Here is a 23,826-nt window from a genome sequence, read left to right as displayed (position 1 = left end):
CCGGGCGGCCGGTTACGGTAGGCGACGTGACCCGGACCCACTTCTTCTCCTCGTTCGAGGACGGTGATCCGCGGCCCCGCGCCGGTGCGGTCGTCGCCGTCGGCGCGGGCCCGGACCGTGCGCCGGCGGCCAAGGCCCGAGCCGGGTTCACCGGCCTGCGTGCCGCCCGCTACACGGCGAGCGAACCCGCACGTCACGTGCTGTTCGAAGTGGACTTCCCGATCGGCCCGGACACCGCACTGTCCTATGTGGTGTTCCCGGAGTCCGACGCCGGCCCGAGCTGGCGGAGCACGTTCGTGGCGCTGGCGGTCGAGCTCGACGACGGCACCGTGATCGGCGGCTCGGCCGTCTCCGCCGGTGAGTCGAAGACGTTGTATCTCGACCAGTGGAACCTGGTCCGGCATTCACTCGGGAAGGCCGCCGGGCGCACGGCGCGGTCGATCGTGCTGTCCGTCGAGCCGTCGCCGGGTGAGCCGGTCGCCGGCTGGCTCGACGACCTCCGGATCGCCGACCTGCCGCCGCACGGGCCACGTGACGCGGTCGACTGGATTCGCACCACCCGTGGCACCCACTCCAGCAACGAGTTCTCCCGCGGCAACACCTTCCCTGCCACCGCCGTGCCGCACGGGTTCAACTTCTGGACCCCGGTCACCGACGCCTCGGTCACCAACTGGATCTACGAGTACCACCGGCGCAACAACGCGGACAACCGGCCGGAGCTGCAGGCTCTCGCGGTGAGCCACCAGCCGAGCCCGTGGATGGGCGACCGGCACCCCTTCCACTTCCTGCCCGGAATCGGCCCAGTTCGGACCGGGCGCAAGGCGAGGGCGCTGGCGTTCTCGCACGACAACGAGACCGACCGGCCGCACCACTACGGCGTGCGCTGCGACAACGGCATCACCGTCGACCTCGCGCCTGCCGACCACGCCGCGCTGGTCCGGTTCGCCTTCCCCGGCGAGGGCGGCTGGGTTCTCTTCGACAACGTCAACCGGCGCGGCGGCCTCCGGCTCGACCCGGCCCGCGGCGTCGTCACCGGGCACACCTGGGCGCGCAGCCGCCTGTCCGTGGGCGCGCGACGGATGTTCGTCTACGGCACCTTCGACCGGCCGGCCACCCGCGGGCGCCGCCTGAAGTGGCCCAACACCGGCTACCTGTCGTTCGACGCGCCCGTGGTCCACCTCCGGATCGCCACCTCGCTGATCAGCCTGGCCCAGGCACGGCGCAACCTCGACCAGGAAATCCCGGCGGGCACCACCTTCGAGGAGGTACGTGACCAGGCGCGGGCCCAGTGGCAGGACCTGCTCGGACGGGTCGAGATCGAGCGCGCGACGCCGGATCAGCTGACCACCTTCTATTCCAGCCTGTACCGGCTGTTCCTCTACCCGAACTCGGCGCACGAACACACGCCACGCGGGGTGCGGCACGCCAGCCCGGTGCGGCGGCGCTTCTGGCCGAGCACCCGCACCCGGACCGGCGCCAAGGTGCTCGACGGGCCGATGTCGGTCAACCACGGGTTCTGGGACACCTACCGCACGGTGTGGCCCGCGCTGGCGCTGCTCGCGCCGCGACGCTGCGGTGAGCTGATCGAGGGGTTCGTGCAGCAGTTCCGGGAGGGTGGCTGGATCTCGCGCTGGTCCTCCCCCGGCTACGCCAACCTGATGACCGGCACCAGCTCCGACGTCGCCTTCGCCGACGCCTGGCTGCGCGGGGTGCGCGGTTTCGACGTGCACGCCGCCTACGAAGCCGCCCTGCGCAACGCCACCGTCACCCCGCCCGGCCGCAGCGTGGGGCGGCAGGGGCTGCGCGAGTCGATCTTCCTCGGGTTCACGCCGCTGACCACACCCGAAGGGCTGTCCTGGGCGCTGGAGGGCTGCGTCAACGACTTCGGTCTCGCCGGGCTCGCGCAGGCGCTGGGGCACCACGACAACGCGCGTTACTTCCGTCAGCGCGCGGCGCACTACGCGAACCACTTCGACGCGCGTACGGGTTTCTTCCAGGGCCGTCACCGTGACGGCCGGTGGCGGTGGGAGCCCGGGCAGTACGACCCGGCGCTGTGGGGTTTCGACTACACCGAGACCAACGGCTGGAACACCGCGTTCTCGGTGCCGCACGACGGCGCGGGACTGGCACGGCTGCTCGGCGGCCGCGCGGCACTGGAGTCCACACTGGACACTTTCTTCGCGACGCCGGAGACCGGGCGTGCCCCGGGGTCCTACGGCGGGGTCATCCACGAGATGACCGAGGCCCGCGACGTGCGGCTCGGCCAGTACGGGCACTCCAACCAGCCCAGCCACCACATCCCGTGGATGTACTGCCACGCCGGGGCGGCCGCGAAGACGCAGGCGGTCGTGCGCGAGGTGCTGACCCGCTGCTACCTCGGCAGCGAGATCGGCCAGGGCTACCCCGGTGACGAGGACAACGGTGAGATGTCCGCGTGGTACGTCTTCGCCGCGCTCGGTCTCTACCCGCTGGCGGTCGGCAACCCGGGTTACGTGCTGACCGCGCCGTTGTTCGAGAAGGCCACCCTGCACCTGGAGGGCGGGCGGACGGTGGTGATCAGCGCGCCCGGCGCCAAGCCCTACGTGCGCGGCCTGACCATCGACGGCAGGGCCCACGGCTCGACGTGGCTGTCGCACGAGGAGCTGTTCGGCGCCGCACGCCTGGAGTTCGAGGGCAGCGACACCCCCACCGACTGGGGTGACCCGCCACCGTCGCCGAACGCGGCACCGCTGACCGACGTCACCGCATCCGGCACCAGCGACGACGGCACCGACGTCGCCGAGTTGTTCGCGAACACCACTGCCACGCAGGTCGTCTTCCGCTCCCGCACCCCCGTGATCGAGTGCCCGGTGAGCGCGCGCGCCGAGATGTACACCCTGACCTCGGCCGCTCGTGGCGGAGATCCGAGTGACTGGGTGCTGGAGGGCCTCGACGGCCAGACGTGGGTGCGGCTGGACGAACGGCGCGGCGAGCGGTTCCGGTGGCGGCGGCAGACCCGGCCGTTCACGATCGCCGAACCCGGCACCTACCGCGCCTACCGGCTGCGGATCACCGCCGCGACCGGGCGGCGCACCGCGCTGACCGAATGGGAACTACTGGGGAACCACGCATGAGGCTCGTCAAAGTGGCACAGGAGCGGCTGGTGGCCGCCGACCCCGGGCTGGTGCGGTTGCGGCTGGCCGGGATCGCGGTGGGCGGGATCCTGCTGTCGATGGTCGTGCTGCTCCTGCTGGGGCGGCCGATCCCGACGATCATGGTGGCCTCGATCGCGGCCATGAACGCCGCGTTCAACATCAACGACAAGACCACGAAGGACCAGGCGATCACGCTGGTCCTGGTGATGGTGTGCGGGGCGGCCGCGCTCACCGTCGCCGCGTACGGGTCCACCGCTCCCCCGCTGGACAGCATCCTGTTCGTGCTGCTGATCTTCGTCGCGGTCTACGCGCAGCGGTTCGCGCCGCGCGGCACCGCGATGGGGGCGCTGTCGTTCTTCATGTTCTTCTTCGCCATGTTCCTGGCGATCCGCCCCGCCCAGCTGCCGGAGTACATCCTGGCGCTGGCGGTCGGTCTGGCGGCCAACGCGGTGATGCGGTTCGTGGTGCTGCGGCGGCGGCCCGAGGGTGAGCTGCTGCGCGCCCGCCGCGCCTTTCGCGCCCGCATCTCGGCGGTGGTGCGGGCCGCGGCCGCGTCACTGGCCAGCGGTGGCAGCGAATGGCGGATCACCCAGCTGCGCAAGGCCGACACCCGCCTGCACGAGGCCGTCCTGATGATCGAGGACACCATCGGCGACCAGTTCGACGAAACCGGCATGCAGCTGCTGCGCCGCCGCCTGCTCGCGGTCGAGCTGGCCTGCCAGTGGCTCGCGATCACCGTGCGCCGCGCGATCGAGGAGGCCGACCTGCCCGGCGAGGTCCGCGACGATCTGGTGGCGAGCATGCTGCGGCTGGACTCGCTGATCGAAAGCGACGTGCGGGAACTGCCGGTGATCAGCGAAACCGAGGAGTTCAGCCGGATGCTGGTCGCCGGCAGCCGCCTCAAGGACCGCGCCGAACCCGGCGACGAGGTGCGGCGCGCGATCGCGGAGCTGGCCCTGGCCGACGTCAACGCCCAGCGCGTCGCCGAGAAGGACTACTCCGCCGAAACCGAACTGCCCGAGCAGCACGGGGAGTCCGGCGAGCACCAGGACGTCTTCACCTACGACAACCGCACCCGCAGCGCGATCCAGGCGATGGTCGGCGGCGGGCTCGCGGTGCTCGGCGGCGAGCTGATCTCCGACGCCCGCTGGTACTGGGCGGTGCTGACGGTGTTCGTCGTCTTCCTCAACACCAGCACCGCCGGCGCCACGTTCGTGAAGGGGTTCCGGCGGGTCACCGGCACGCTGGGCGGGATCTTCGGCGGGATGCTGCTGGCGCTGCTGGTCACCGGCAACACCGTGGCCACCGTCGTGCTGATCCTGGTGTGCGTGTTCTGCCTGGTGTACGTGGCGCGGGTGTCGCAGCTGCTGATGGCGTTCTTCATCACCTGCATGTTGGGCCTGCTCTACAGCCTGCTCGGCACGTTCAGCTTCGAGGTGCTGTGGCTGCGGGTCGCCGAGACCGCGATCGGCGCCGTGGCCGGGCTGCTGGCCGCGATCGTCGTCGTGCCGGTGCGCACCCGCACGGTCATGGTGTCCGACATCGACGAGGCGCTGGTCGACCTGTGCGAGTTCCTGGACGGAGCCGAGGCGCTGCTGTCCGGGCGGGAGAACGTGAACGTGATCGAACTCTCGCGGGAGCTGGACCGGCAGGTGGAGCAGGTCCGCAGGACGATCGAGCCGCTGACGCACCCGATCAGCCTCGCCAGCCGCCGCGACTACGGCTGGTACGTGCTCTCCGCGCTGGAACGGATCGGGTTCCGGGCGCGCCAGATCGCCGCCCGCGCGGAACCGGGCCTGCTGCCCGCCGACGACCGGCTGGCCGGGGTGGTCGAGCGGATCAGCCGCAACATCGATGTCCTGCGCGACACGCTCGACGGTGACGAAAAGGGCAAGCTGATCCGCAACACCGGTGCCCCGGAGACCCGGGAGGACGACGATGCGACGGCACGCTCCGTGCTCACCAGCCTGGGCCGGATGGAGGCCGGGATCATCGCGCTGGGCAGGGCGTTCGAGGTGCCGGTGCAGGATTCGACTCGATCGGTTCAGCAGAACGTGAGGCGACGCACCACGTCGGCGCAGGCAGAGGGCGATAGGGTCACCAGCACAAGCCAAGATTCCGTCCGCAGGAGTACGCAATGACCCAAGCCCCCGTCAACGTCACCGTCACCGGCGCCGCCGGCCAGATCGGCTACGCGCTGCTGTTCCGCATCGCGTCCGGTCAGCTGCTCGGCCCGGACACGCCGGTGAAGCTGCGGCTGCTGGAGATCCCGCAGGCGGTCAAGGCGGCCGAGGGCACCGCGCTCGAACTGGAGGACGGCGCGTTCCCGCAGCTGGCGGGCATCGACATCTTCGACGACGCGAAGCAGGCGTTCGCCGGTGCCAACGTCGCGCTGCTGGTGGGTGCGCGCCCGCGCACCAAGGGCATGGAGCGTGCGGACCTGCTGGAGGCCAACGGCGGCATTTTCAAGCCGCAGGGTGAGGCGATCAACGCCGGTGCCGCCGACGACATCCGCGTGCTGGTGGTGGGCAACCCGGCCAACACCAACGCGCTGATCGCGCAGTCGCACGCGCCCGACGTCCCGGCCGAGCGGTTCACCGCGATGACCCGGCTGGACCACAACCGCGCCGTCGCCCAGCTGGCGAAGAAGCTGGACGCGCCGGTCGGCGAGGTCAGGAAGCTGACGATCTGGGGCAACCACTCGGCCAGCCAGTACCCGGACATCTTCCACGCCGAGGTCGCGGGCCGCAACGCCGCCGAGGCCGTCAACGACGAGAAGTGGCTGGCCGAGGAGTTCATCCCGCGCGTGGCCAAGCGCGGCGCCGAGATCATCGAGGCCCGTGGCGCGTCCTCGGCCGCCTCGGCCGCCAACGCCGCCATCGACCACGTCCACGACTGGGTGCTGGGCACCGCCGAGGGCGACTGGACCTCGATGGCGATCCCGTCGGACGGCTCCTACGGTGTGCCGGAGGGCTTGATCTCCTCGTTCCCGGTCGTCTGCAAGGGCGGCAAGTACGAGATCGTGCAGGGCCTGGAGATCTCCGAGTTCTCCCGCGGCCGCATCGACGCGTCGGTCGGCGAGCTGGCCGAGGAGCGCGAGGCCGTGAAGAAGCTCGGCCTGATCTGAGTTTCCCGTGGAGGGCCGGTTCCCCTGTCGGGAGCCGGCCCTCCGTCGTGTCCGGAGGCGAAACTCCGTCGCCGGACAAGGGCATGATCGGCACCATGGCGAAAGTCGCGAACGATGATGCCGGGCCGTCAGCAACCGTTACCTCGTCAACAACGGCTGACGGGGCTAGCTTGCCCGGATGGCGAAGTTCATCACGATCGGCTACGGCGACAGCTCCGGCTACGAGCGCACCGACCAGGCGGTCCGCGACGCGGCCCACGACCACGACGCGGAGCTGAGGGCGCGCGGCGCGGTCGTGGGCATCGCGGGCGCCCCGGTGCAGGTCCGCAACCACGACGGCGCCGACGTTCAGGTGACGCCGGGCCCGTTCCTGCGTGCGGACCTGCCCATCGCCGGGTTCGGGATCTTCGAGGCGGACTCCCTGGACGAGGCCGTCCGCATGGCGGCGGGCACGCCGTGCGCGGTGGCCCAGGGCGTGGTCGAGGTGTGGCCGCTGCGGGAGTGAGGCGCGGTCAGCCCCGCGGATCGGGCACCGCGCGGATCGCCAGGAAACCCGTCGGTTCGGTGGACAGTCGTCCGTAGCGGGCCGGGTCCTGCGCGGCGGCTTCGGGGACCGGGCGGGGTTCGGTCAGGCGCTCGATGAGGAAGCCGGCGGTCCGAAGCTCGTCGCAGGTCTGTTCCAGCGGGGTCAGCCAGAAGCGGAGGTGCCAGCCGCGGCTCCAGACCTCCTCCACCACGCGCGGCTGGAAGTAGTTGCCGCCGTGGCGCAGCCAGTCACCGGTCGGGTGCTGCCGCGACAGCACCAGCGCCCCGGCCGGCCGCAGCACGCGCCGCAGCTCCCGCAGCGCCGAAACCCGGTCGTCGAGGTATTCCAGCGCGAGCGCGAACAGCACCAGGTCCGCCGACGCGTCCGGCAGCCAGTCCAGCGGCGAGTCCAGGTCGTGGACCCGGAACTCGCCGCCGGGGACGCGTTCCCGGGCCAGTTCGATCATGCGCGGACTGATGTCCAGGCCGGTCACGTCCGCGCCGCGGGCGGCCAGCTCCGCCGCGTACAGCCCGGGACCGCAGGCGGCGTCCAGCACCCGGCGGCCGGCCACGTCGCCCAGGAGGTCCAGGCAGGCAGGCCGGTCGAGGTAGGCGTTGTAGAACCCGTCGCGCGCGTGGTCGAGGAACTCGTCGGCGAAGACGTCGTACTGCGGTTCCGGGCCGACCTCCATCAGGCGCCGGTGAGACCGCGCCGCGCCAGCAGTGGCGCGATCTCGGGGTCGCGGCCGCGGAAGGTGCGGAAGAACGCCATCGGGTCGCCGCTGCCGCCGCGGGAGAGCAGGGTGCGCCGGAAGTGGTCGCCGTTCTCGCGCTTGAGCCCGCCGTTCTCCTTGAACCACTCGACGGTGTCGGCGTCGAGCACTTCGCTCCAGATGTAGGAGTAGTACCCGGCCGAGTAGCCGCCGCTGAACACGTGCGCGAAGTAGGTACTGCGGTAGCGCGGCGGGATCGACGGAACCGCGACCCCGGCCTTCTCCAGCGCCGCGGCCTCGAATGTGGCGACATCGCCGATCGAGTCCTCGGTGCCCAGCCCGTGCCATGCCTGGTCCAGCAGCGACGCCGCCAGGTACTCGGTGGTGGCGAAGGGCTGGCCGTACTGGGCGGACTCCTCCAGCTTCTCCACCAGGCGCCGCGGCAGCGGCTCACCGGTCTCGTGGTGCTTGGCGTAGTTGGCCAGCACCTCCGGCCACAGCATCCACATCTCGTTGACCTGCGACGGGTACTCCACGAAGTCGCGCGGCACCTGGGTGCCGGAGAACTTCGGGTACTTCACGTCGGAGACCAGCGCGTGCAGCGCGTGCCCGAACTCGTGGAACAGCGTGGCCACCTCGTCGAAGGTGCACAGCGTCGGCTCTCCGGCCGGCGGCTTGGCGATGTTGAGGTTGTTGACGACCACCGGGGTCTCGCCCAGCAGCCCGGACTGGTCGGCGAAGGTGTTCATCCACGCGCCGCCGCGCTTGGAGTCGCGGGTGTAGTAGTCGCCCAGGAACAGGCCCAGCGCGGTGCCGTCGGCGTCGAAGACCTCGAACACCCGCACGTCGGGGTGGTAGACGGGCAGGTCGTGCCGTTCGGTGAAGCTCAGCCCGTACAACTGGCTCGCGGCGAACAGGACACCGTCGCGCACCACGCGGTCCAGTTCGAAGTAGGGCCGCAGGGTGGCGTCGTCGAGGTCGAACTTGGCCTTGCGGACGCGCTCGGCGTAGAAGGCCCAGTCCCACGGCTCCAGCCGGGCACCCGGGTGGTCCTGCTCCAGGTAGGCCTGCAGCTCTTCGGCGTCGTGGCGCGCGTTGGCGACCGCCACCGGCGCCAGCCGCTCCAGCAGGCCGACCGCGGCCTCGGCGGTGCGGGCGGTCTCGTCGGAGATCACGTACGCCGCGTGGTTGGGGTGGCCCAGCAGCGCGGCCCGCTCGGCGCGCAGCTGGACGGTGCGCGCGAGCACGGCGGTGTTGTCGTTGTCGTTGCCCCGGTTGCCACGCGAGATCGACGCGGTGAACAGCCGCTCCCGCAGCTCACGGTTGTCCAGCGAGGACAGCAGCGGCTGTGAGGTGGGCAGGTTCAGGGTGAGCAGGTACTGGCCCTCCGCGCCGCGCGCGGCGGCTGCCTCGCGCGCGGCGGCGATGGTCCCGCCGGACAGCCCGGTCAGCTCGTTCGCGTCGCCGACGAGCACCGCGAGATCGTTGGTGTCGCGCAGCAGGTTCTCCTGGAACCGGGTGCTCAGCGTGGACAGTTCCTCGTTGAGCGCGCGCAGCTTGTCCTGCTGGGCGGCGTCGAGACCGGCCCCGGCGCGCTGGAAGTCGGTGTAGGTGCGTTCCAGCAGCCATGCCGACTCCTCGTCCAGCCCGAGCTGGTCGCGGCGCTCGTAGAGGTCGCGGACGCGGGCGAACAGGGCCGGGTTCAGGTGGATGGCGTCGGAGTGCGCGGCCAGCTTCGGCGCGATCTCGGCCTGCAGCTCCTGCCGCACCGGGTTGGTGTCGGAGGAGGTCAGGTTGAAAAACACCGACGACACCCGCTGCAGCAGGCGGCCGGCGGTGTCCATCGCCACGATGGTGTTGTCGAAGGTCGCCTGCTCCGGGCTGGACGCGATGCCCTCGATCTCGGCCGCGTGCTCGGCCAGACCGGCCTCGAACGCCGGCGCGAAGTGCTCGTCGGCGATCCGGTCGAACGGCGGCAGACCGTGGGGCAGGTCGCTCGCCTGCGAGAACGGGTTGTCCGGTGTCATCCAGCGCGGCCCTTCTGTCCTGTCGACCCCCCGATCTCGGCGTCGGAGGACGTCTTCTTCTTCCTACCGCGCTTCGGCGCGGGCGGCACCACCCCGGTCAGGTCGGAGCTGTGGTCGTTGACCCGCACCACGAACGGGCGCACCTCGGTGTAGCGGACGACCGACACCGACGCCGGGTCGACCACGATCCGCTGGAACGAGTCCAGGTGCTGGCCCAGCGCATCGGCGAGAATGGACTTGAGCACGTCGCCGTGGCTGCACAGCAACCAGACGGCGTGGTCGCCGTGCTCGGCGGTGATGCGGGCGTCGTGCTCGCGCACGGCGGTCACCGCGCGGGCCTGCATGCCGGCCAGCCCCTCGCCACCGGGGAACACCGCGGCCGACGGGTGGGCCTGCACGACCCGCCACAGCGGTTCCTTGACCAGGCTCTTCAACTCGCGGCCCGTCCACTCGCCATAGTCCACTTCGGACAGGCGGGGTTCGACGGTGCGGGTCAGGCCCCGCTCGGCGACGAGCGGGGCCACCGTGTTCTTGCACCGCAGCAGCGGCGAGACCACGACCTCGGCCAGCGGCACCCCGGCCAGCCGGTCGACCAGCGCCTTGGCCTGTGCGCGGCCGGTGTCGTCGAGACCGACCTTGGGGGTCCGTCCGGCCAGCACGCCCGAACCGTTCGCGGTCGAGCGGCCGTGCCGGAGCAGGATCACGGTAGCCACGCCGCCAACCTACATGGCGGGACCGGCGTTCGGATCAAGGACACCGGTGGTGACCAGCACGATGAGCAGCGCGCCGAGCACGATCCGGTAGATCACGAACGGCACGTAGCTCTTGGTCTTGATGAAGTTCATCAGCCACGCGATCACGGCGTAGCCGACGCCGAAGGCGACCAGGGTGGCCAGGATCGTCGGCCCCCACTCCGGGCTGTCCGCGCCGCCGATGTCGGTGAGCTTGTACAGGCCGGAACCGAACACCGCGGGCAGGGCCAGCAGGAACGCGTACTCGGTGGCCTCGGCGCGGGTGTAGCCGAGCAGCAGGCCCGCGGTGACGGTGCCGCCGGAGCGGGACACACCCGGGATGAGCGCGAGCGCCTGAGCGAAGCCGTAGCCCAGGCCGTGCGGGACGGTGAGGTGGTCCAGCGTGCGGTACTGGCGGCCGACGCGGTCGGCGATGAGCAGCAGGATGCCGAACCCGATCAGCATCGTGGCGGTCAGCCGCAGGTCACGGAAGGCGTGGTCGATGGCGTCCTGGAACAGCAGTCCCAGCACCACGATCGGCAGCGACCCGACGATGATCAGCCAGCCCAGCCGCGCGTCCGGATCGTGGCGGGCTTCCCGGTCGAAGATCGAACGCCACCAGGCGGCCAGGATGCGGCCGATCTTCTTCGAGAAGTACAGGATCACCGCCAGCTCGGTGCCGATCTGGGTGACGGCGGTGAACGCCGCGCCCGGATCGTCCCAGCCGGCGAGCGCGGCGGTGATGCGCAGGTGGGCGCTGGAGGAGATCGGCAGGAACTCGGTCAGGCCCTGGACCAGGCCGAGGACGAGTGATTCGAACCAGCCCATGCTCTACCGGGCCTTCGAGGAAGTCAGTCGCGTTCGCACGGCGGGAAGGCTATCGGCGGTCCACATCACTCGATGAGCCGCCTTCGTCAAGCCCTTGACACAACTTTCGCTACCCCCGCCCGTCGCCCACCACCACCCTCAACGGTGGCGCTGCGCGCCGCAGCTACTCCCGCCGTCGCCCACCACCACCCTCAACGGTGGCGCTGCGCGCCGCAGCTACTCCCGCCGTCGCCCACCACCACCCTCAACGGTGGCGCTGCGCGCCGCAGCTACTCCCGCCGTCGCCCACCACCACCCTCAACGGTGGCGCTCCCCGCCGCAGTTACTCTTCGTGCATGCAGAAGCGACAGCTCGGCAGGTCGGGGTTGCGGGTCTCCCGGATGGCGCTCGGCACGATGTCCTGGGGCACCGAGACCGATGCCGACGAGGCCGCCAGCCAGCTCGTCGCGTTCGTCGAGGCGGGCGGGACGCTGGTCGACACCGCCGACATCTACGCGGATGGTGAGGCCGAGCGCATCGTCGGCGGTCTGCTGGGTGACCTGGTGCCGCGCGACGAGATCGTGGTCGCCACCAAGGCCGTGGCGCGCCGCACGGACGGCCCGTTCGGCGGCGGCGCCTCCCGCGGTGCGCTGCTGTCCGCGCTGGAGGGGTCGCTGCGCCGGCTCGGGGTCGACCACCTGGACCTGTGGCAGCTGCACGCGTGGGACGAGACGGTGCCGCTGGAGGAGACGCTCTCGGCGCTGGAGCACGCGGTGACCTCGGGCAAGGTCCGCTACACCGGGGTCTGCAACTACGCCGGCTGGCAGCTGGCGTCGGCGGCGGCGAGCGCGCCGAACACCCTCGTCGCCACGCAGGCCGAGTACTCGCTGGTGGAGCGCGGGGTGGAGCGGGAGCTGGTCCCGGCCGCCCGCTACCACGGACTGGGCGTGCTGCCGTGGGCGCCGCTCGGCCGCGGTGTCCTGACCGGCAAGTACCGCCACGGCACGCCCGCTGATTCGCGGGGCGCGTCGGCGGAGTACGCCGGGTACGTCGAGCAGCACCGCACGGAGCGGGCGGCGCGGATCGTCGAGGCGGTGGCCACCGCGGCCGACGGCCTGGGCGTGTCTCCGTTGGTGGTGGCGCTGGCGTGGGTGCGGGACCGGCCGGGTGTGGTCGCGCCGGTGGTGGGGGCGCGCGACACCGGTCAGCTGACCGGTTCGCTGGCGGCGGAGGAGATCTCGCTGCCGATCGCGATCTCCTCGGCGCTGGCCGATGTCAGCGGTATCGAGTTCGGTTACCCCGAGCGGGGCACGAAGTGACGGTGAGGTGGATGCCACGTGACGCGGCGGGGTTTTCAGGGGATGCTGGAGGCAACGTAGGCATGCGATCCGGAGGTCTAGTGCGCAGGTCCGCCACAGTGGGCACCGGTGCGGTGCTGGCCTGCGCGCTGGTGCTCGGCGGGTGTTCGTCCGGTTCGGGCGAGTCGACCGACACGCTGCAGGTGGTCGCCGATCCGGTCGCCGCGACCGCGCCGGTGTCGCCGCGGCCCTCCGCCGCTCCGGCGGGCACCGTGGTCGGCACGCAGGGCGAGGTCACCGCCGTCGCCGCCGATCCGGCTACCGGGACGCTCGCCGTCGCCGTACCGGACGCCGTGCTGCTCTACCCTGCCGACGACCTGGCGGCCGCGCCCGTGCGGGTGCCGCTGGCCGGGCGGGCCGCGCAGCTGCGGGTGTCCGGCGGGGTGCTGCTGGCCACGGTGCCGACGGCGGGGCAGGTCGCGCGGATCACGTTGCCGGGTGGCGAGGTCAGCACGCTCACCGTCGACGGGCAGCCCGCGGGCGCGGTCGTCGAGGGTGAGCGGACGCTGGTGGCGGTGCGGGACCGCAAGGCCGTGGACGTGTTCACCGGCGGGCAGTTCACCAAGACCATCCAGGGGCAGCTCTACAGCGCCGACGACGTGCTGGAGGCGGGCGGCAGCGCCGTCGTGCTGGACGAGCTGCGCACGGCGTTGTTCTCGGTGGACGTGGACGGCGGCACGATGGCGGAGGGTCTGCGTGCCGGGGACGGCGCGACCAACGCGGTCGCCGACTCCTTCGGCCGGGTCCTCGTCGTCGACACACGCGCGGGTGCCCTTCTGGCGTTTTCCACCGGTCCGCTGTTGCTGCGGCAGCGGTACCCGGTGCCCGGCGGGGCGTACGGCCTCGCCTACGACCCGCGGCGCGCGCTGGCGTGGGTGACGCTCACCGAGCGCAACGAGGTCGTCGGGTTCGACGTGCGCGGCGGCGAACCGGTCGAGAAGTACCGTTTCCCGACGGTCCGGCAACCGAACTCGGTTACCGTCGAGGAGCGGAGCGGGCGCGTGTTCGTCGGCTCCGCGGCGGGAGAAGGGGTCCAGGTGATCCAGCCATGAACCATCCGGAGGCGGTGGTCGACGAGGACTGGGAGTACCGCCGGTTGCAGCTGCCACCCGGCGTTTCCCGGCGGGCCGCGGCCACGCAGCTGTCCATCAACGCCGAGTACGGCGGGTGGGAGCTGTCGACGGTCCGGCTCTACTCCGACGGCACGCGGCGGGTGTGGCTGCGCCGCAAGCGCCAGCCGCTCACCGGCCTGCCCGAAGTCCTGGTCTGACGCCCGAGGAACTCGGTCGGCGGCGCGCCAGCGCCGTGCTCTGCACCCAGCGAACCATGCACCCGAGGTGAGACGGACTGCGGGAGCCCTGGTCATCCCGGAGTCTGCCTGTCCGGCGAGGACTATCCCTTGATCTTTGAAGCCGCGCTGTCGCGCGGCGGGGTGACCGCTGGTTGCTTGGGCGGCCGGTAGTCGGTCGGCTTGCGTTGCCGGGCGGCGGGGCGGATCGATCGCCCCGGCCTCCGGCACTACCTCTGACCGTCCAGGGAGCGGCCCGTCTCGGCGAGGGTCTCGCGGAGGATGCGCACGGCTTTCGGGCCCACGCCATGCAGTGCCAGCAGCTCAGCCTCGGTCAGGGCGGCGATCTCGTCCAGCGTGGTGATGCCGGCGCTCGCCAGCGCGCGCGTGGCGGGGCGGCCGATGGTTCGGGGCAGGTCACCGGGCTCGGCGCAGTGGGCGGCCCGTTCCCGTGTGGCCAGTGGCTCCGGGGCGTGGGCGAGCCATGCGCGTCGCAGCCAGTGGTTGAGCTGCTGCCCGTTGATGCCGTCCAACGGCACACGCACGCCGTGGCGGGTTCGGATCGCCGACGGGTGGCCCGACAGGACCTCGTCCACCTCCGCCGTGGGCAGCCGCAGGTGGACGTGCTGGTCCTCGAGCGCGGCGAACACCGCTCCGCCCACCGAGAAGGCGCCGCCTTCCTCCACCGCCTCCGGCAGCGAGCGCGACGCCGTGCGGAAGTGGGCCGCGCTGGTCATGAGGCGCGGAAGAACCGGTCCAGCACGCGGGTGCCGAACTTGAGGGCCTCCACCGGGACGCGTTCGTCGACGCCGTGGAACAGGCCGGAGAAGTCGAGGTCGGCGGGAAGCTGGAGCGGGACGAACCCGAAGTTGCGGATTCCCAGGGTCTGGAACGATTTGGCGTCGGTGCCGCCGGAGAGCATGTAGGGCAGCACCTTCGCGCCCGGGTCCTCGGCGACGATCGAGGCGGTCATCGCGTCGACGAGTGCGCCATCGAAGGTCGTTTCGACCGGGGGCAGCTCCATCCACTCCTTCTCGATGTCCGGGCCGAGGATTTCGTCGAGTTCGCGGTCGAACGCCTCCATGCGGCCGGGCAGGATGCGGCAGTCCACGGCGGCCTCGGCGACCGAGGGGATGACGTTGGACTTGTACCCGGCGGTGAGCATGGTCGGGTTGGCGGTGTCGCGCAGGGTGGCGCCGATCATGCGGGAGATGTTGCCCAGCTTGGCGACCGCGCCGTCGATGTCGTCCTCGGGAAAGTCCCACCCGGTGATCTCGGTGACCCCGGCCAGGAACTCGCGCACCGAATCGGTGAGCACGAGCGGGAACCGGTGCTGGCCCAGGCGGGCAACGGCGGCGGAGAGCTTGGTGACGGCGTTGTCGCGGTGGATCATCGAGCCGTGGCCGGCGGTGCCGCGCACGCGCAGCTTCATCCACCGGATGCCCTTCTCCGCGGTCTCCACGACGTAGGTGCGGGCGTCGTCGGAGAGGTTGATGGAGAAGCCGCCGACCTCGCTGACGGCCTCGGTGGCGCCCTCGAACAGGTCGCGCCGGTTCTCCACGAGCCACTGGGCGCCGTACTTGCCGCCCGCTTCCTCGTCGGCGAGGAAGGCGAAGATGATGTCGCGCGGCGGGACGACGTTCTCGCGCTTGTAGTGCCGCGCCAGCGCCAGCATGATGCCGAGCATGTCCTTCATGTCCACCGCGCCGCGGCCCCACACGTAGCCGTCCTGTACCGCGCCGGAGAACGGGTGCACCGACCATTCCGACGGGTCGGCGGGCACGACGTCGAGGTGGCCGTGCACGAGCAGCGCGCCGCGGCTGGAGTCGGCGCCGGCGAGGCGGGCGAACACGTTGTGGCGGTCGCGGCCGCCGGATTCGACGTAGGTGATGTCGTAGCCGACCTCGGTGAGCTTCTCCGCGACGAACTCCGCCGCCGCCTTCTCCCCCACCAGCGTCTCCGGGTCGCCGGTGTTGGTGGTGTCGATGCGGATCAGCTCGCTGGTCAGCGTGACGGCTTCGTCGGCCGCGGTCTCGATGCTCACGCCGCCATTCCTACCATCACGGCGCGCCCGCGGCTCACGGCCGGGAGCCGATTCCGGTGCCCACCTCCTGGATGCGGGTGGCGGCGGAATCCGGTGCCAGCGGCGGGGTGGGCAGGCCGGCGCCCTCGCGCAGCCCGGCGAGGAACTCGGCGATCGCGTCGAGGCCGGTGTGCCGCGGGATCCAGCCCAGTTCGTCGCGGGCGCGGGTGGTGTCCATGATCGGCAGGCGCAGCACCGTGTCGAGCAGGCCGGGTGAGGCGGGCACGAGGTGGGTGTACCAGCCCGCGGCGACCGCGGCGCGCAGCGCCCACGCCGGGACGGGCACGGTGCGGGCGCGCAGCAGCCGGGCCAGTGCGGTCGGGTCGATGACCGGGTCGGCGGCGACGTTGAACGCACCGTGGACGTCGGTGAGCGCGGCGAGCCGGAATGCCTCGCCGATGTCGGCGGAATGCACGGTTTGCAGCCGCAGGCCCGGCACGTCCGGGATGAGCGGGATGCGGGAGGGCCGGGCGAGGCTGCCGGGGATGAACGGGCCGCCGAACAGGCGCCGCTGGGAGGAGGCGGCCTCCCGTTTGAAGACGAATCCCGGTCGCAGGCGCACCACGCGCAGGTCCGGGTTGGCCTGTTCGAAGCCGTCGAGGTAGCGCTCCAGGTACGCCTTCTCACGGGGGTAGGCGGCGCCGGGCCAGCCGTGCGTGGGCCAGCTTTCCGTGACGGGGCGGTCCTTCGGGCCGGGTGAGTAGGTCCCGACCGAGGACGAGTAGACCAGCGCGGGCACCTGTTCGCCGGCCGCGGCCTCGAACACGCGGATCGCGCCGAGCACGTTGGACCGCCAGGTGACCGCGGGGTCGTGGGTGGGCTGGAACAGCCAGGCGAGATGGATCACCACGTCGGCGCCGCGGACGAGGTGGCGGATCTGGTCCTCGGCGAGGTCGGTGGCGCGCCACTGCAGCTTCGGCGCGGTCCATTCCGGTTCGCGGCGGACCAGGCCGAGGATCGAGGCCACGCCGGGATCGCGGCTCAGTGCCTGAACGGTGCTGGTGCCGACGTTGCCACTGGCTCCGGTGACGACCACGCGCAGGCTCATGGGACTGCGGTACCCGGCGGCCCGTGGCGCCAACCGTCGCGTTTGGCGCGGACGCCAGCGGGGACACCCCGGGCAGGTGAGGAAGGAGCGTGCGCATGGGACAGCCACCGCAGCAGCAGGAACCGCCGGGTGTGACGGGCGACATGGTCCCGCGGCCGCGGGACCGGATGGAGGACTACACCGGGCGCGGGCTGATGCGCGACAGGCGCACGCTGGTGACCGGCGGGGACTCCGGTATCGGCCGGGCCGTGGCGATCGCGTTCGCCAAGGAGGGCGCCGACGTCGCGGTCGCCTACCTGGAGGAACACGATGACGCCGAGGAAACCGCGGACCTGGTGCGCAAGGAGGGCCGCCAGTGCCTGCTGCTGGCCGGTGACCTGGCCGCGCGGGAGCAGTGCCGCAAGGTCGTGGACGAGACCGTGCGCGCGTTCGGCGGTCTGGACGTGCTGGTGAACAACGTGGCCACGCAGCAGGAACTGGACTCGCCCGAGGACCTGACCGACGAGCAGTGGATGCGCACGTTCGACGTCAACATCCACAGCTATTTCCGGGTCACGCACGCGGCGCTGCCGCACCTGGGCGATGGGTCCTCCATCGTGAACACCGCGTCGGTGAACGGGTTGCGGGGCAACAAGTCCCTCATCGACTACTCGGCGACCAAGGGCGCGGTGATCGCCTGGACCTACGCCATGGCGCAGGCGCTGGCCGACCGCGGGGTGCGGATCAACGCGGTGGCACCGGGTCCGGTGTGGACACCACTGATCCCGGCGACGTTGTCGGCCGGTCACGTCGAGAAGTTCGGGCAGCAGGTGCCGATGGGGCGGGCGGCGCAGCCGGACGAGCTGGCTCCGTCCTACGTGTTCTTCGCCGCGAACCAGCTGTCGTCCTACTACACCGGTGAAGTGCTCGCCGCGCTCGGCGGCGAGACGATGCCGGGCTGAGGAGGGAAACCATGCCGGAGGACCGACCGCGCTCCGAACAGGACGAGAACCTGGAGCTGGACGTCGAGCGCAAGCCGCTGGAGGACCCGGTGAGCTGGCGGGTCACCGATCCGGACCGGGCGGTCGAACCGGACTCGGAGGCGCCGGGCGACCAGTTCGCCGCCCCGGACCGCGCCAACGAGCTGGTCGATGCCGAGGCGACCGAGATCGGCGAGGCCCGTGGCCGTCAGCGGCCCGCCACCGGCGCCGAAGGGCAGGCGATGCGGGTCGAGGACGGAGAAGTTTGACCGCGAACCGTCACGGGAAGCCCTTCCACGGGCACAAGACACGACAGGAGGTGCTCTGATGCCTGGACGTGAGGTTCTGCCGGACACGCTGAAACGGTCGTCGAAGAAGGCGCAGGACACGTGGGTCGAGACCCACGATTCGGCCGTGGAGACCTACGGCGAGGGCCGCCGCGCGCACCAGACGGCGTACGCGTCGCTGAAGCACTCGTTCGAGAAGGTCGGCGACCACTGGGAGGAGAAGGGCAAGAAGGGCCCTTCGGACAAGCAGGCGAGTCGCGGCGCGGGCCGCAAGGCGACGAAGACGGCCGGCGGCGTGGACGCGAAGGCCAGCAAGCAGCACCTGATGGACGTGGCCCGCAAGCTCGACATCAAGGGCCGGTCCTCGATGAAGAAGGACGACCTGGTCAAGGCCATCCAGAAGGCCAACAACCGCAAGTCGGCTCAGGCACGCAAGTAGGCAGCGGCGGACACGGGGCCCGGCACGCGCCGGGCCCCGTTCGTCATGCCGGGGGCAGTTCCGGTGTGCCGTGCCGGTCGATCGCCTGCCGGGCCGGAGGCGGCACCCGCCAGTCCAGCCGGGTGCCGGTGCTGCGTTCGAGCCTGCCGAGCACCTGCCGGGCGGCGGCGAGTGCGGCTTCCTGCTCGGCCGTGGTGGTGGCGCCCTCGGCGAGTTCGAGGAGTTTGATGCCCTGGTTGATCAGGGCGCGTTCGTCGGCGGTGAAGCGGGACGCGCGCAGTTTGTCGGCCGCCTCACAGGCCGCCCGCCAGGTCTGTTCGGCGTTTTCGGTGGCCCTGACGTAGGACTTGGCCAGGTCGGCAGGCGGGTAGGTCTCGGTGTGCAGGGCCATCGCCTCGTGGAAGGCGTCGATGAACCGGCTGGTCGAGGGCACGGCGGGATCGGCCAGCGCGGGCCGCCGCAGCACCTGTCCCGGATCGGACTCGTAGCGGCCGTACTCCCCCGCGACCCGGTCGTAGCGGGCGCGGGCCTTGTCCCACAGGGCACGCAGCGATTCGGCCGCTTCCGGCGCGTCGACGGGCCGGGAGGGCGGGCGGTGCGGCGCGGGATGCGTGCGGGCGTGCCAGCGGCGGTGCATGGCGGCGCGGGAGTAGGACGCGGCCAGGACCCAGATCAGCACCAGGATGGGCCAGACGAAGGCTCCGAGGTCTTGGTAGGGCATGGCGGCTCCCTCACCCACGGCGGGCGCCCCGGCCGGGTGCCCTGACTCCATGATGCGCCTGGTTTCGCGCACGGTCCCGGTATGTGTCGGGCCACAGCCGCGCGGCGCCGCGGGCTGGCAGAATCCGGGGCACCTGCACGACGAGGACGAGGGAGTGCCGATGGGGCCGCTGGCCGGGATCAGGGTGCTGGAGCTGGCGGGAATCGGACCGGGGCCGCATGCCGCGATGGTGCTGGCCGACCTCGGGGCGGACGTGGTGCGCGTCGAGCGGCCCTCCGGCGGGTTGCAGGTGCTGCCCGCGCGGGCGCGGGATCACCTGTTGCGCGGCCGCCGTTCGGTGGCGGCCGATCTGAAGACCGCCGAGGGCCGGGAGCTGGTCGGGCGGCTGGTGGACAAGGCCGACGTGCTGCTGGAGGGGTTCCGCCCCGGGGTGGCCGAACGGCTGGGCGTCGGCCCGGAGGACTGTCTCGCCCGCAACCCGCGCCTGGTGTACGGGCGGATGACCGGCTGGGGCCAGGACGGTCCGCGGGCCTCGCGCGCGGGGCACGACATCAACTACATCTCCCTCACCGGTGCCCTGCACGCGGTGCGGGACGCGGCGGGCAAGCCGGTGCCGCCGCTGAACCTGGTGGGCGACTTCGGTGGCGGCTCGATGTTCCTGGTCACCGGGGTGCTGGCGGCGCTGGTGGAGCGGGCCGGTTCGGGCCGGGGCCAGGTGGTCGACGCGGCGATGGTCGACGGCGCGAGCGTGCTGATGCAGATGGTGTGGGCGATGCGCGCGCAGGGCGCGTGGGCCGACGAGCCCGGCACCAACCTCCTCGACACCGGCTGCCCCTACTACGACACCTACCGCTGCGCCGACGGCGGGTACATCGCGCTGGGTGCGCTGGAGCCGCAGTTCTACGCCGAACTGCTCAAAGGCCTGGGCCTGGACGGTGAGCACCTGCCCGCGCAGGGCGACCGGGACGGCTGGCCGAAGCTGCGCGAGCGGTTCACCGAGGTCATCGCCGCACGCACCCGCGACGAGTGGGCGGAGGTGTTCGACGGGACCGACGCGTGCGTGACGCCGGTGCTGTCGCTGGCCGAGGCGTCCCGTGACGAGCACCTGGCCGCGCGCGGTTCGCTGCGTGAGATCAACGGCGCGGTCCAGGCCGCGCCCGCGCCTCGGTTCTCCCGCACGGCCGTCGCGGAGCCGAAACCGCCCGCGACGCCGGGTGCGGACACCGATGAGGTGATCCGCGACTGGTGCGGTTAGGGCGCGCCTGTCCGCGGGTACCGTCGGGGCATGAGTTCTGCTACCGATCTGCACGGCGATCCGCACGTCGAGCGTTACCTCGAAACCAACGGCGAGGACGGCTACACCTGGCGCAACGGGACCACGATCCTGATCCTGTTCACCAAGGGCCGCAAGTCCGGGCAGCAGCGGACGCACGCCCTGATCTTCCGCGAACACGAGGGTGACTACCTGGTGGTGGCGTCCAAGGGCGGCGCGGACGCGCCACCGGCGTGGTTCGTCAACCTGCAGGCCGACCCGAACGTCGAGGTGCAGATCAAGGGCGACCGTTTCCCGGCCACCGCGCGCGTCGCCACGGCCGGGGAGAAGCCCGCGATGTGGGCGAAGATGACCGAGGTGTGGCCGGACTACGACGAGTACCAGAAGAAGACCCCGCGGGAGATCCCGGTGGTCGTGCTGGAGCGCAAGGGTTGAATCCTTGTCCCGAGCGGGCGGTCCGGTGATCCGGGCCGCCCGTTGTCGTGTCGCCGCCCGGGTTCACGTCCGGGCTTCCGCGGCTTCGAGCGCGGGTGCCAGTGTTTCCAGCGCGCCGCGCAGCAGGTCCGGCAGCGCACCGGCCGGTACGACGAGGCCGTGGGCGGCGGGTGCCGGTCGCAGCCACCGTTCGAGCGCCACCCGGACAGCGGCGGTCACGCCCGCGGCGAGCACGCCCGCGGTGTCCGGGTCGATGCCGCGCTGGGTGATCGCGTCGGCCAGCGGGTGCTCGATCGCGGTGGTGGTGCGGACGAACGCCTCGCGCAGCGCCGGATGGGTCGTGATCAGCGTCATCGCGTCGCGGCCGGGGTCACCGGCGCTGGTGTACTGCTCGACGACCGCCTCGATGACCGCGTCGGCGAGGCGGACGCTGTCCGGGCGGGCGATCACCGCGGCCGCGACCCGCGCCTCCCGTTCGCCGGTGACCGCGGCGACGATGGCTTCTTCCCGGCTGGAGAAGTAGTTGTTGTAGGTCCGCGGGGAGACACCGGCCGCCTCGGCGATGTCGTCGACGCGCACGTCGTCCGGTCCCGATCCCAGCGCCAGCCGCAACGCCGCCTCGCGCAGGGCCTGCCGCGTGGCCTGCTTCTTCTCTTCACGCAGTCCGGTGCGTCGTGTCGTCACCGGTCCAGCGTCCCAGCTTTCCTGCGTTCACGCAAATTTGCGTGCACGCACTTTTCTGGCTAGCGTGGCGCTACCTTCCCCTGCGAACCGAGGAGATCCCATGCTCACCGATGTCGTCATCGTCGGCGGCGGCCCGAACGGGCTGATGCTGGCCTGCGAACTGGCCCTGGCCGGTGTGCGGCCGATCGTGCTGGAAAGACTGCCCGAGCCGAGCGCGGAGCCGAAGGCGAACGGACTGCTCGGCCAGGTCGTGCGGGTGCTCGACCAGCGGGGCCTGCACGAGCGGCTCAGCGGCAGCGCCGAACCGCCCCAGCCGAACTCCGGCTACTTCATGTTCGGCGCACTGGGCCTGAACCTGGGCCTCCTGGAGGACAGCCCGCTCTACACCCTGCCGGTGCCGCAGCACCGGATCGTGCAGGTCCTGGACGAACGTGCCGCCGAGCTCGGCGTCGAGGTCCGGCGCGGTCACGAAGTCACCGCTCTGGCGCAGGACGCGGACGCGGTGACCGTCGACATCGACGGCCCGGACGGGACCTACCGGTTGCGGGCCCGCTACCTCGTCGGCGCGGACGGGGCGCACAGCGTCACGCGCAAGCTGGCCGGCATCGGTTTTCCCGGTGTCACCTACGACCGGATGACCGTACGCACGGCGCATGTGGCCCTGCCGGCGGACTGGGTCGACCCCGGTACCGGCGCGCTCACCGTGCCCGGCTACGGCACCGTCGCGCCGTTCCTGCCGCACCGCACCGAGCAGGGCGGGTTCTCCTACGCGCCGATGCCGGGGCATCCGCCGCTGGTCACCACCACGGAATGGGACCAGCCGCCCGCGAGCGAGCCGATGAGTCTCGCGGAGTTGCGGGAGAGCGTGCGTCGTGTGCTCGGCACCGATGTGCCGTTCGGGCCGCCCGACGGTGCGGGACCACACGCGCTGCGCAGGCTCAGCGGCGGCAACACCCGGGTCGCCGACCGGTTCGCCGACCGGCGGGTGTTCCTGATCGGCGACGCCGCCCACGTGTATTCGGCCACCGGCGGCGGGCCCGGCCTCAACCTGGGCCTGCAGGACGCGGTCAACCTCGGCTGGAAGCTCGCCGCCGAGCTCGGCGGCAGGGCCGCGCCCGGTCTGCTGGAGACCTACGAGACCGAGCGCCGGGCCGCCGCCTCCCGCATGGTGCTCAACGCCCAGGCCCAATCGGCCCTGATCGCTCCCGGCGGCGACGTCACCGGGCTGCGCGCGGTGTTCGGCGAGCTGCTCGGCGACCCGGACACCGTGCGGCGCCTCGCGGCGCTCACCGCGGGTGCAGACGTCCGCTACGAGCTGGGCGAAGCGCACCCGCTGGTGGGCCGGTTCGCGCCCGCGGTCGAGGTGGACACCGGCGCCGGGACCGTCCGGCTGGCGGAGCTGACCAGAACGGCCCGGCCGCTGCTGCTGGACTTGACCGAGGACGGCGCGCTGGCGGATGCGCTGTCCGGCTGGGACGGGCAGGTCGAGGTCGTCCGAGGACGCTCCCGGACCACGCCGCTCACGGCCCTGCTGATCCGCCCGGACGGCTACCTCGCCTGGGCCAGCGACCGGCCCCGGCCGGGCGATGAGGACCGGGAGGAACTCCGCACGGCGCTCCGGAGCTGGTTCCGTCCCGCGGTGGCGGCTCGCGCCTGACTCAGGCGCGCGGCAGCGCGACCTGGTCGGGCACCGTCCGGACCAGGTCGCGCAACCACGTGTCGAGGTCGTCGGGCCACCACCGGCCGGCGGGGAGCCGGGACAGCGCTTCCCGCACCGCCGCGGCGCTCGGGGCGACCGGCACCACGCGGCTGGGCGCCGCGCCCGCGAGAACACCCAGCCACCAGTGTTTTGCGGTCGCGGACAGGGATTCCGGGTCGAGCACCAGGTAGTAGTCGGGCAGCAGCGCGCTTCCCCCGCGCAGGCCCGTCAGCGTGGTTTCGATCGCCACCTCGAGCGCGCCCGGCTCGGCCTGCCGGTCGAAGAACCCCGCCCACGCCTCGCCGACCGCCGCCAGTGGGTCGTGCCCGTGCAGGACATAGGGCCCCTGCCCGGCCAGGACGGCCGGGTCCCCGGACCGCGCCACACGCACGTTCGCCAGCCCGTCGAGCCGGGCCAGGATCTCCCCCGCTCCGGCACCGGCGAGCACGACGACGGTGCTGTTCGGCCTTGCCATGTCCGCCAACCTA

23 protein-coding genes are annotated in these 23,826 nt (G+C 71.9%); 13 read left to right on the top strand and 10 right to left on the bottom strand.

The annotated features are described in order from the left end of the window. Positions 1–26: 26 nt before the first annotated feature. The 4 genes from HNR02_RS26325 to HNR02_RS26310 all read left to right on the top strand — a co-directional run bounded on the left by HNR02_RS26325 (position 27) and on the right by HNR02_RS26310 (position 6,766). Positions 27–3,113, top strand: coding sequence for a GH92 family glycosyl hydrolase (locus HNR02_RS26325; RefSeq protein ID WP_179776269.1), 3,087 nt, complete (start codon positions 27–29; stop codon positions 3,111–3,113). Further along, on the top strand, positions 3,110–5,275 hold the full coding sequence (locus tag HNR02_RS26320) for an FUSC family protein (protein ID WP_179776268.1): 2,166 nt from the start codon (positions 3,110–3,112) through the stop codon (positions 5,273–5,275). The genes HNR02_RS26325 and HNR02_RS26320 overlap by 4 nt, the downstream gene beginning before the upstream one ends. After that, positions 5,272–6,261, top strand: coding sequence for a malate dehydrogenase (locus HNR02_RS26315; protein ID WP_179776267.1), 990 nt, complete (start codon positions 5,272–5,274; stop codon positions 6,259–6,261). The genes HNR02_RS26320 and HNR02_RS26315 overlap by 4 nt, the downstream gene beginning before the upstream one ends. A gap of 178 nt (positions 6,262–6,439) precedes the next feature. Then, positions 6,440–6,766 (top strand): YciI family protein, encoded by a 327-nt coding sequence (locus tag HNR02_RS26310; protein WP_179776266.1) that lies wholly within the window; start codon positions 6,440–6,442, stop codon positions 6,764–6,766. Positions 6,767–6,773: 7 nt separating this feature from the next. Here HNR02_RS26310 and HNR02_RS26305 read toward each other — a convergent pair whose 3' ends face one another. From HNR02_RS26305 to HNR02_RS26290, 4 genes are read right to left on the bottom strand one after another with little or no spacing between them, the layout of a single operon-like run. Next, on the bottom strand, positions 6,774–7,478 hold the full coding sequence (locus HNR02_RS26305) for a class I SAM-dependent methyltransferase (RefSeq protein ID WP_179776265.1): 705 nt from the start codon (positions 7,476–7,478) through the stop codon (positions 6,774–6,776). Then, positions 7,478–9,526: a M3 family metallopeptidase gene (locus HNR02_RS26300; RefSeq protein ID WP_179776264.1), complete on the bottom strand. Its 2,049-nt coding sequence runs from the start codon at positions 9,524–9,526 to the stop codon at positions 7,478–7,480. The genes HNR02_RS26305 and HNR02_RS26300 overlap by 1 nt, the downstream gene beginning before the upstream one ends. Beyond that, positions 9,523–10,239, bottom strand: coding sequence for a histidine phosphatase family protein (locus HNR02_RS26295; RefSeq protein WP_179776263.1), 717 nt, complete (start codon positions 10,237–10,239; stop codon positions 9,523–9,525). Before HNR02_RS26295 ends, HNR02_RS26300 begins: the two co-directional genes overlap by 4 nt. 9 nt (positions 10,240–10,248) lie before the next feature. Then, complete coding sequence (locus HNR02_RS26290) at positions 10,249–11,085, bottom strand: undecaprenyl-diphosphate phosphatase (protein ID WP_179776262.1); 837 nt, start codon at positions 11,083–11,085, stop codon at positions 10,249–10,251. A gap of 335 nt (positions 11,086–11,420) precedes the next feature. On the opposite strand from HNR02_RS26290, the gene HNR02_RS26285 reads away from it, so the two are divergent. The 3 genes from HNR02_RS26285 to HNR02_RS26275 all read left to right on the top strand — a co-directional run bounded on the left by HNR02_RS26285 (position 11,421) and on the right by HNR02_RS26275 (position 13,692). Beyond that, the gene (locus HNR02_RS26285; RefSeq protein ID WP_179776261.1) at positions 11,421–12,383 is read left to right on the top strand and encodes an aldo/keto reductase; all 963 of its coding nucleotides are present in this window, start codon (positions 11,421–11,423) and stop codon (positions 12,381–12,383) included. Between the two features lie 80 nt (positions 12,384–12,463). Beyond that, on the top strand, positions 12,464–13,474 hold the full coding sequence (locus tag HNR02_RS26280) for a YncE family protein (RefSeq protein ID WP_179776260.1): 1,011 nt from the start codon (positions 12,464–12,466) through the stop codon (positions 13,472–13,474). Beyond that, complete coding sequence (locus tag HNR02_RS26275; RefSeq protein ID WP_179776259.1) at positions 13,471–13,692, top strand: DUF5703 family protein; 222 nt, start codon at positions 13,471–13,473, stop codon at positions 13,690–13,692. The genes HNR02_RS26280 and HNR02_RS26275 overlap by 4 nt, the downstream gene beginning before the upstream one ends. A gap of 248 nt (positions 13,693–13,940) precedes the next feature. On the opposite strand, the gene HNR02_RS26270 is transcribed toward HNR02_RS26275, so the two are convergent. Genes HNR02_RS26270 through HNR02_RS26260 form a run of 3 tightly spaced genes read right to left on the bottom strand, consistent with a single transcriptional unit; the run spans position 13,941 to position 16,841 of the window. Continuing rightward, positions 13,941–14,447, bottom strand: a complete 507-nt coding sequence (locus tag HNR02_RS26270; protein WP_179776258.1) for a helix-hairpin-helix domain-containing protein — start codon at positions 14,445–14,447, stop codon at positions 13,941–13,943. After that, positions 14,444–15,754, bottom strand: coding sequence for a M20/M25/M40 family metallo-hydrolase (locus HNR02_RS26265; protein WP_179776257.1), 1,311 nt, complete (start codon positions 15,752–15,754; stop codon positions 14,444–14,446). The genes HNR02_RS26270 and HNR02_RS26265 overlap by 4 nt, the downstream gene beginning before the upstream one ends. Before the next feature lie 34 nt (positions 15,755–15,788). Further along, on the bottom strand, positions 15,789–16,841 hold the full coding sequence (locus tag HNR02_RS26260; RefSeq protein ID WP_179776256.1) for an NAD-dependent epimerase/dehydratase family protein: 1,053 nt from the start codon (positions 16,839–16,841) through the stop codon (positions 15,789–15,791). A gap of 95 nt (positions 16,842–16,936) precedes the next feature. On the opposite strand from HNR02_RS26260, the gene HNR02_RS26255 reads away from it, so the two are divergent. From HNR02_RS26255 to HNR02_RS26245, 3 genes are read left to right on the top strand one after another with little or no spacing between them, the layout of a single operon-like run. Further along, complete coding sequence (locus tag HNR02_RS26255) at positions 16,937–17,782, top strand: SDR family oxidoreductase (protein ID WP_179776255.1); 846 nt, start codon at positions 16,937–16,939, stop codon at positions 17,780–17,782. An 11-nt stretch (positions 17,783–17,793) separates the two neighbouring features. Next, entirely contained in the window at positions 17,794–18,069 is a 276-nt protein-coding gene (locus HNR02_RS26250; RefSeq protein ID WP_179776254.1) for a hypothetical protein, read from the top strand. A 58-nt stretch (positions 18,070–18,127) separates the two neighbouring features. Beyond that, positions 18,128–18,526, top strand: coding sequence for a ChaB family protein (locus HNR02_RS26245; protein ID WP_179776253.1), 399 nt, complete (start codon positions 18,128–18,130; stop codon positions 18,524–18,526). Between the two features lie 43 nt (positions 18,527–18,569). On the opposite strand, the gene HNR02_RS26240 is transcribed toward HNR02_RS26245, so the two are convergent. Then, positions 18,570–19,247: a hypothetical protein gene (locus tag HNR02_RS26240; protein ID WP_179776252.1), complete on the bottom strand. Its 678-nt coding sequence runs from the start codon at positions 19,245–19,247 to the stop codon at positions 18,570–18,572. Between the two features lie 160 nt (positions 19,248–19,407). Between HNR02_RS26240 and HNR02_RS26235 the strand changes: the two genes are divergently transcribed. Together HNR02_RS26235 and HNR02_RS26230 are read left to right on the top strand one after the other, a co-directional pair. Next, positions 19,408–20,502 (top strand): CaiB/BaiF CoA transferase family protein, encoded by a 1,095-nt coding sequence (locus HNR02_RS26235; RefSeq protein ID WP_179777861.1) that lies wholly within the window; start codon positions 19,408–19,410, stop codon positions 20,500–20,502. Between the two features lie 30 nt (positions 20,503–20,532). Then, a complete protein-coding gene (locus HNR02_RS26230) occupies positions 20,533–20,955 on the top strand; it encodes a nitroreductase family deazaflavin-dependent oxidoreductase (RefSeq protein ID WP_179776251.1) in 423 nt (140 codons plus the stop codon). A gap of 63 nt (positions 20,956–21,018) precedes the next feature. On the opposite strand, the gene HNR02_RS26225 is transcribed toward HNR02_RS26230, so the two are convergent. Next, positions 21,019–21,639, bottom strand: a complete 621-nt coding sequence (locus HNR02_RS26225; protein ID WP_179776250.1) for a TetR/AcrR family transcriptional regulator — start codon at positions 21,637–21,639, stop codon at positions 21,019–21,021. 100 nt (positions 21,640–21,739) lie between these two features. Between HNR02_RS26225 and HNR02_RS26220 the strand changes: the two genes are divergently transcribed. Further along, positions 21,740–23,296: an FAD-dependent oxidoreductase gene (locus tag HNR02_RS26220; protein WP_179776249.1), complete on the top strand. Its 1,557-nt coding sequence runs from the start codon at positions 21,740–21,742 to the stop codon at positions 23,294–23,296. A gap of 1 nt (position 23,297) precedes the next feature. On the opposite strand, the gene HNR02_RS26215 is transcribed toward HNR02_RS26220, so the two are convergent. Then, positions 23,298–23,813: a hypothetical protein gene (locus HNR02_RS26215; protein WP_179776248.1), complete on the bottom strand. Its 516-nt coding sequence runs from the start codon at positions 23,811–23,813 to the stop codon at positions 23,298–23,300. Between the last annotated feature and the right edge of the window lie 13 nt (positions 23,814–23,826).

The sequence above is a fragment of the Amycolatopsis endophytica genome, assembly GCF_013410405.1.
Classification (GTDB): domain Bacteria; phylum Actinomycetota; class Actinomycetes; order Mycobacteriales; family Pseudonocardiaceae; genus Amycolatopsis_E; species Amycolatopsis_E endophytica.
This window is presented reverse-complemented; position numbering and strand designations above follow the sequence as displayed.

What these genes read in the sequence shown, in the direction of transcription:
- HNR02_RS26220 (WP_179776249.1), top strand. Translation starts at nt 21,740, where the DNA reads ATGCTCACCGATGTCGTCATCGTCGGCGGCGGCCCGAACGGGCTGATG.
- HNR02_RS26310 (WP_179776266.1), top strand. Translation starts at nt 6,440, where the DNA reads ATGGCGAAGTTCATCACGATCGGCTACGGCGACAGCTCCGGCTACGAG.
- HNR02_RS26250 (WP_179776254.1), top strand. Translation starts at nt 17,794, where the DNA reads ATGCCGGAGGACCGACCGCGCTCCGAACAGGACGAGAACCTGGAGCTG.
- HNR02_RS26290 (WP_179776262.1), bottom strand. Translation starts at nt 11,085, where the DNA reads ATGGGCTGGTTCGAATCACTCGTCCTCGGCCTGGTCCAGGGCCTGACC.
- HNR02_RS26245 (WP_179776253.1), top strand. Translation starts at nt 18,128, where the DNA reads ATGCCTGGACGTGAGGTTCTGCCGGACACGCTGAAACGGTCGTCGAAG.
- HNR02_RS26305 (WP_179776265.1), bottom strand. Translation starts at nt 7,478, where the DNA reads ATGGAGGTCGGCCCGGAACCGCAGTACGACGTCTTCGCCGACGAGTTC.
- HNR02_RS26255 (WP_179776255.1), top strand. Translation starts at nt 16,937, where the DNA reads ATGGGACAGCCACCGCAGCAGCAGGAACCGCCGGGTGTGACGGGCGAC.
- HNR02_RS26230 (WP_179776251.1), top strand. Translation starts at nt 20,533, where the DNA reads ATGAGTTCTGCTACCGATCTGCACGGCGATCCGCACGTCGAGCGTTAC.
- HNR02_RS26235 (WP_179777861.1), top strand. Translation starts at nt 19,408, where the DNA reads ATGGGGCCGCTGGCCGGGATCAGGGTGCTGGAGCTGGCGGGAATCGGA.
- HNR02_RS26285 (WP_179776261.1), top strand. Translation starts at nt 11,421, where the DNA reads ATGCAGAAGCGACAGCTCGGCAGGTCGGGGTTGCGGGTCTCCCGGATG.
- HNR02_RS26270 (WP_179776258.1), bottom strand. Translation starts at nt 14,447, where the DNA reads ATGACCAGCGCGGCCCACTTCCGCACGGCGTCGCGCTCGCTGCCGGAG.
- HNR02_RS26275 (WP_179776259.1), top strand. Translation starts at nt 13,471, where the DNA reads ATGAACCATCCGGAGGCGGTGGTCGACGAGGACTGGGAGTACCGCCGG.
- HNR02_RS26260 (WP_179776256.1), bottom strand. Translation starts at nt 16,841, where the DNA reads ATGAGCCTGCGCGTGGTCGTCACCGGAGCCAGTGGCAACGTCGGCACC.
- HNR02_RS26315 (WP_179776267.1), top strand. Translation starts at nt 5,272, where the DNA reads ATGACCCAAGCCCCCGTCAACGTCACCGTCACCGGCGCCGCCGGCCAG.
- HNR02_RS26300 (WP_179776264.1), bottom strand. Translation starts at nt 9,526, where the DNA reads ATGACACCGGACAACCCGTTCTCGCAGGCGAGCGACCTGCCCCACGGT.
- HNR02_RS26240 (WP_179776252.1), bottom strand. Translation starts at nt 19,247, where the DNA reads ATGCCCTACCAAGACCTCGGAGCCTTCGTCTGGCCCATCCTGGTGCTG.
- HNR02_RS26320 (WP_179776268.1), top strand. Translation starts at nt 3,110, where the DNA reads ATGAGGCTCGTCAAAGTGGCACAGGAGCGGCTGGTGGCCGCCGACCCC.
- HNR02_RS26215 (WP_179776248.1), bottom strand. Translation starts at nt 23,813, where the DNA reads ATGGCAAGGCCGAACAGCACCGTCGTCGTGCTCGCCGGTGCCGGAGCG.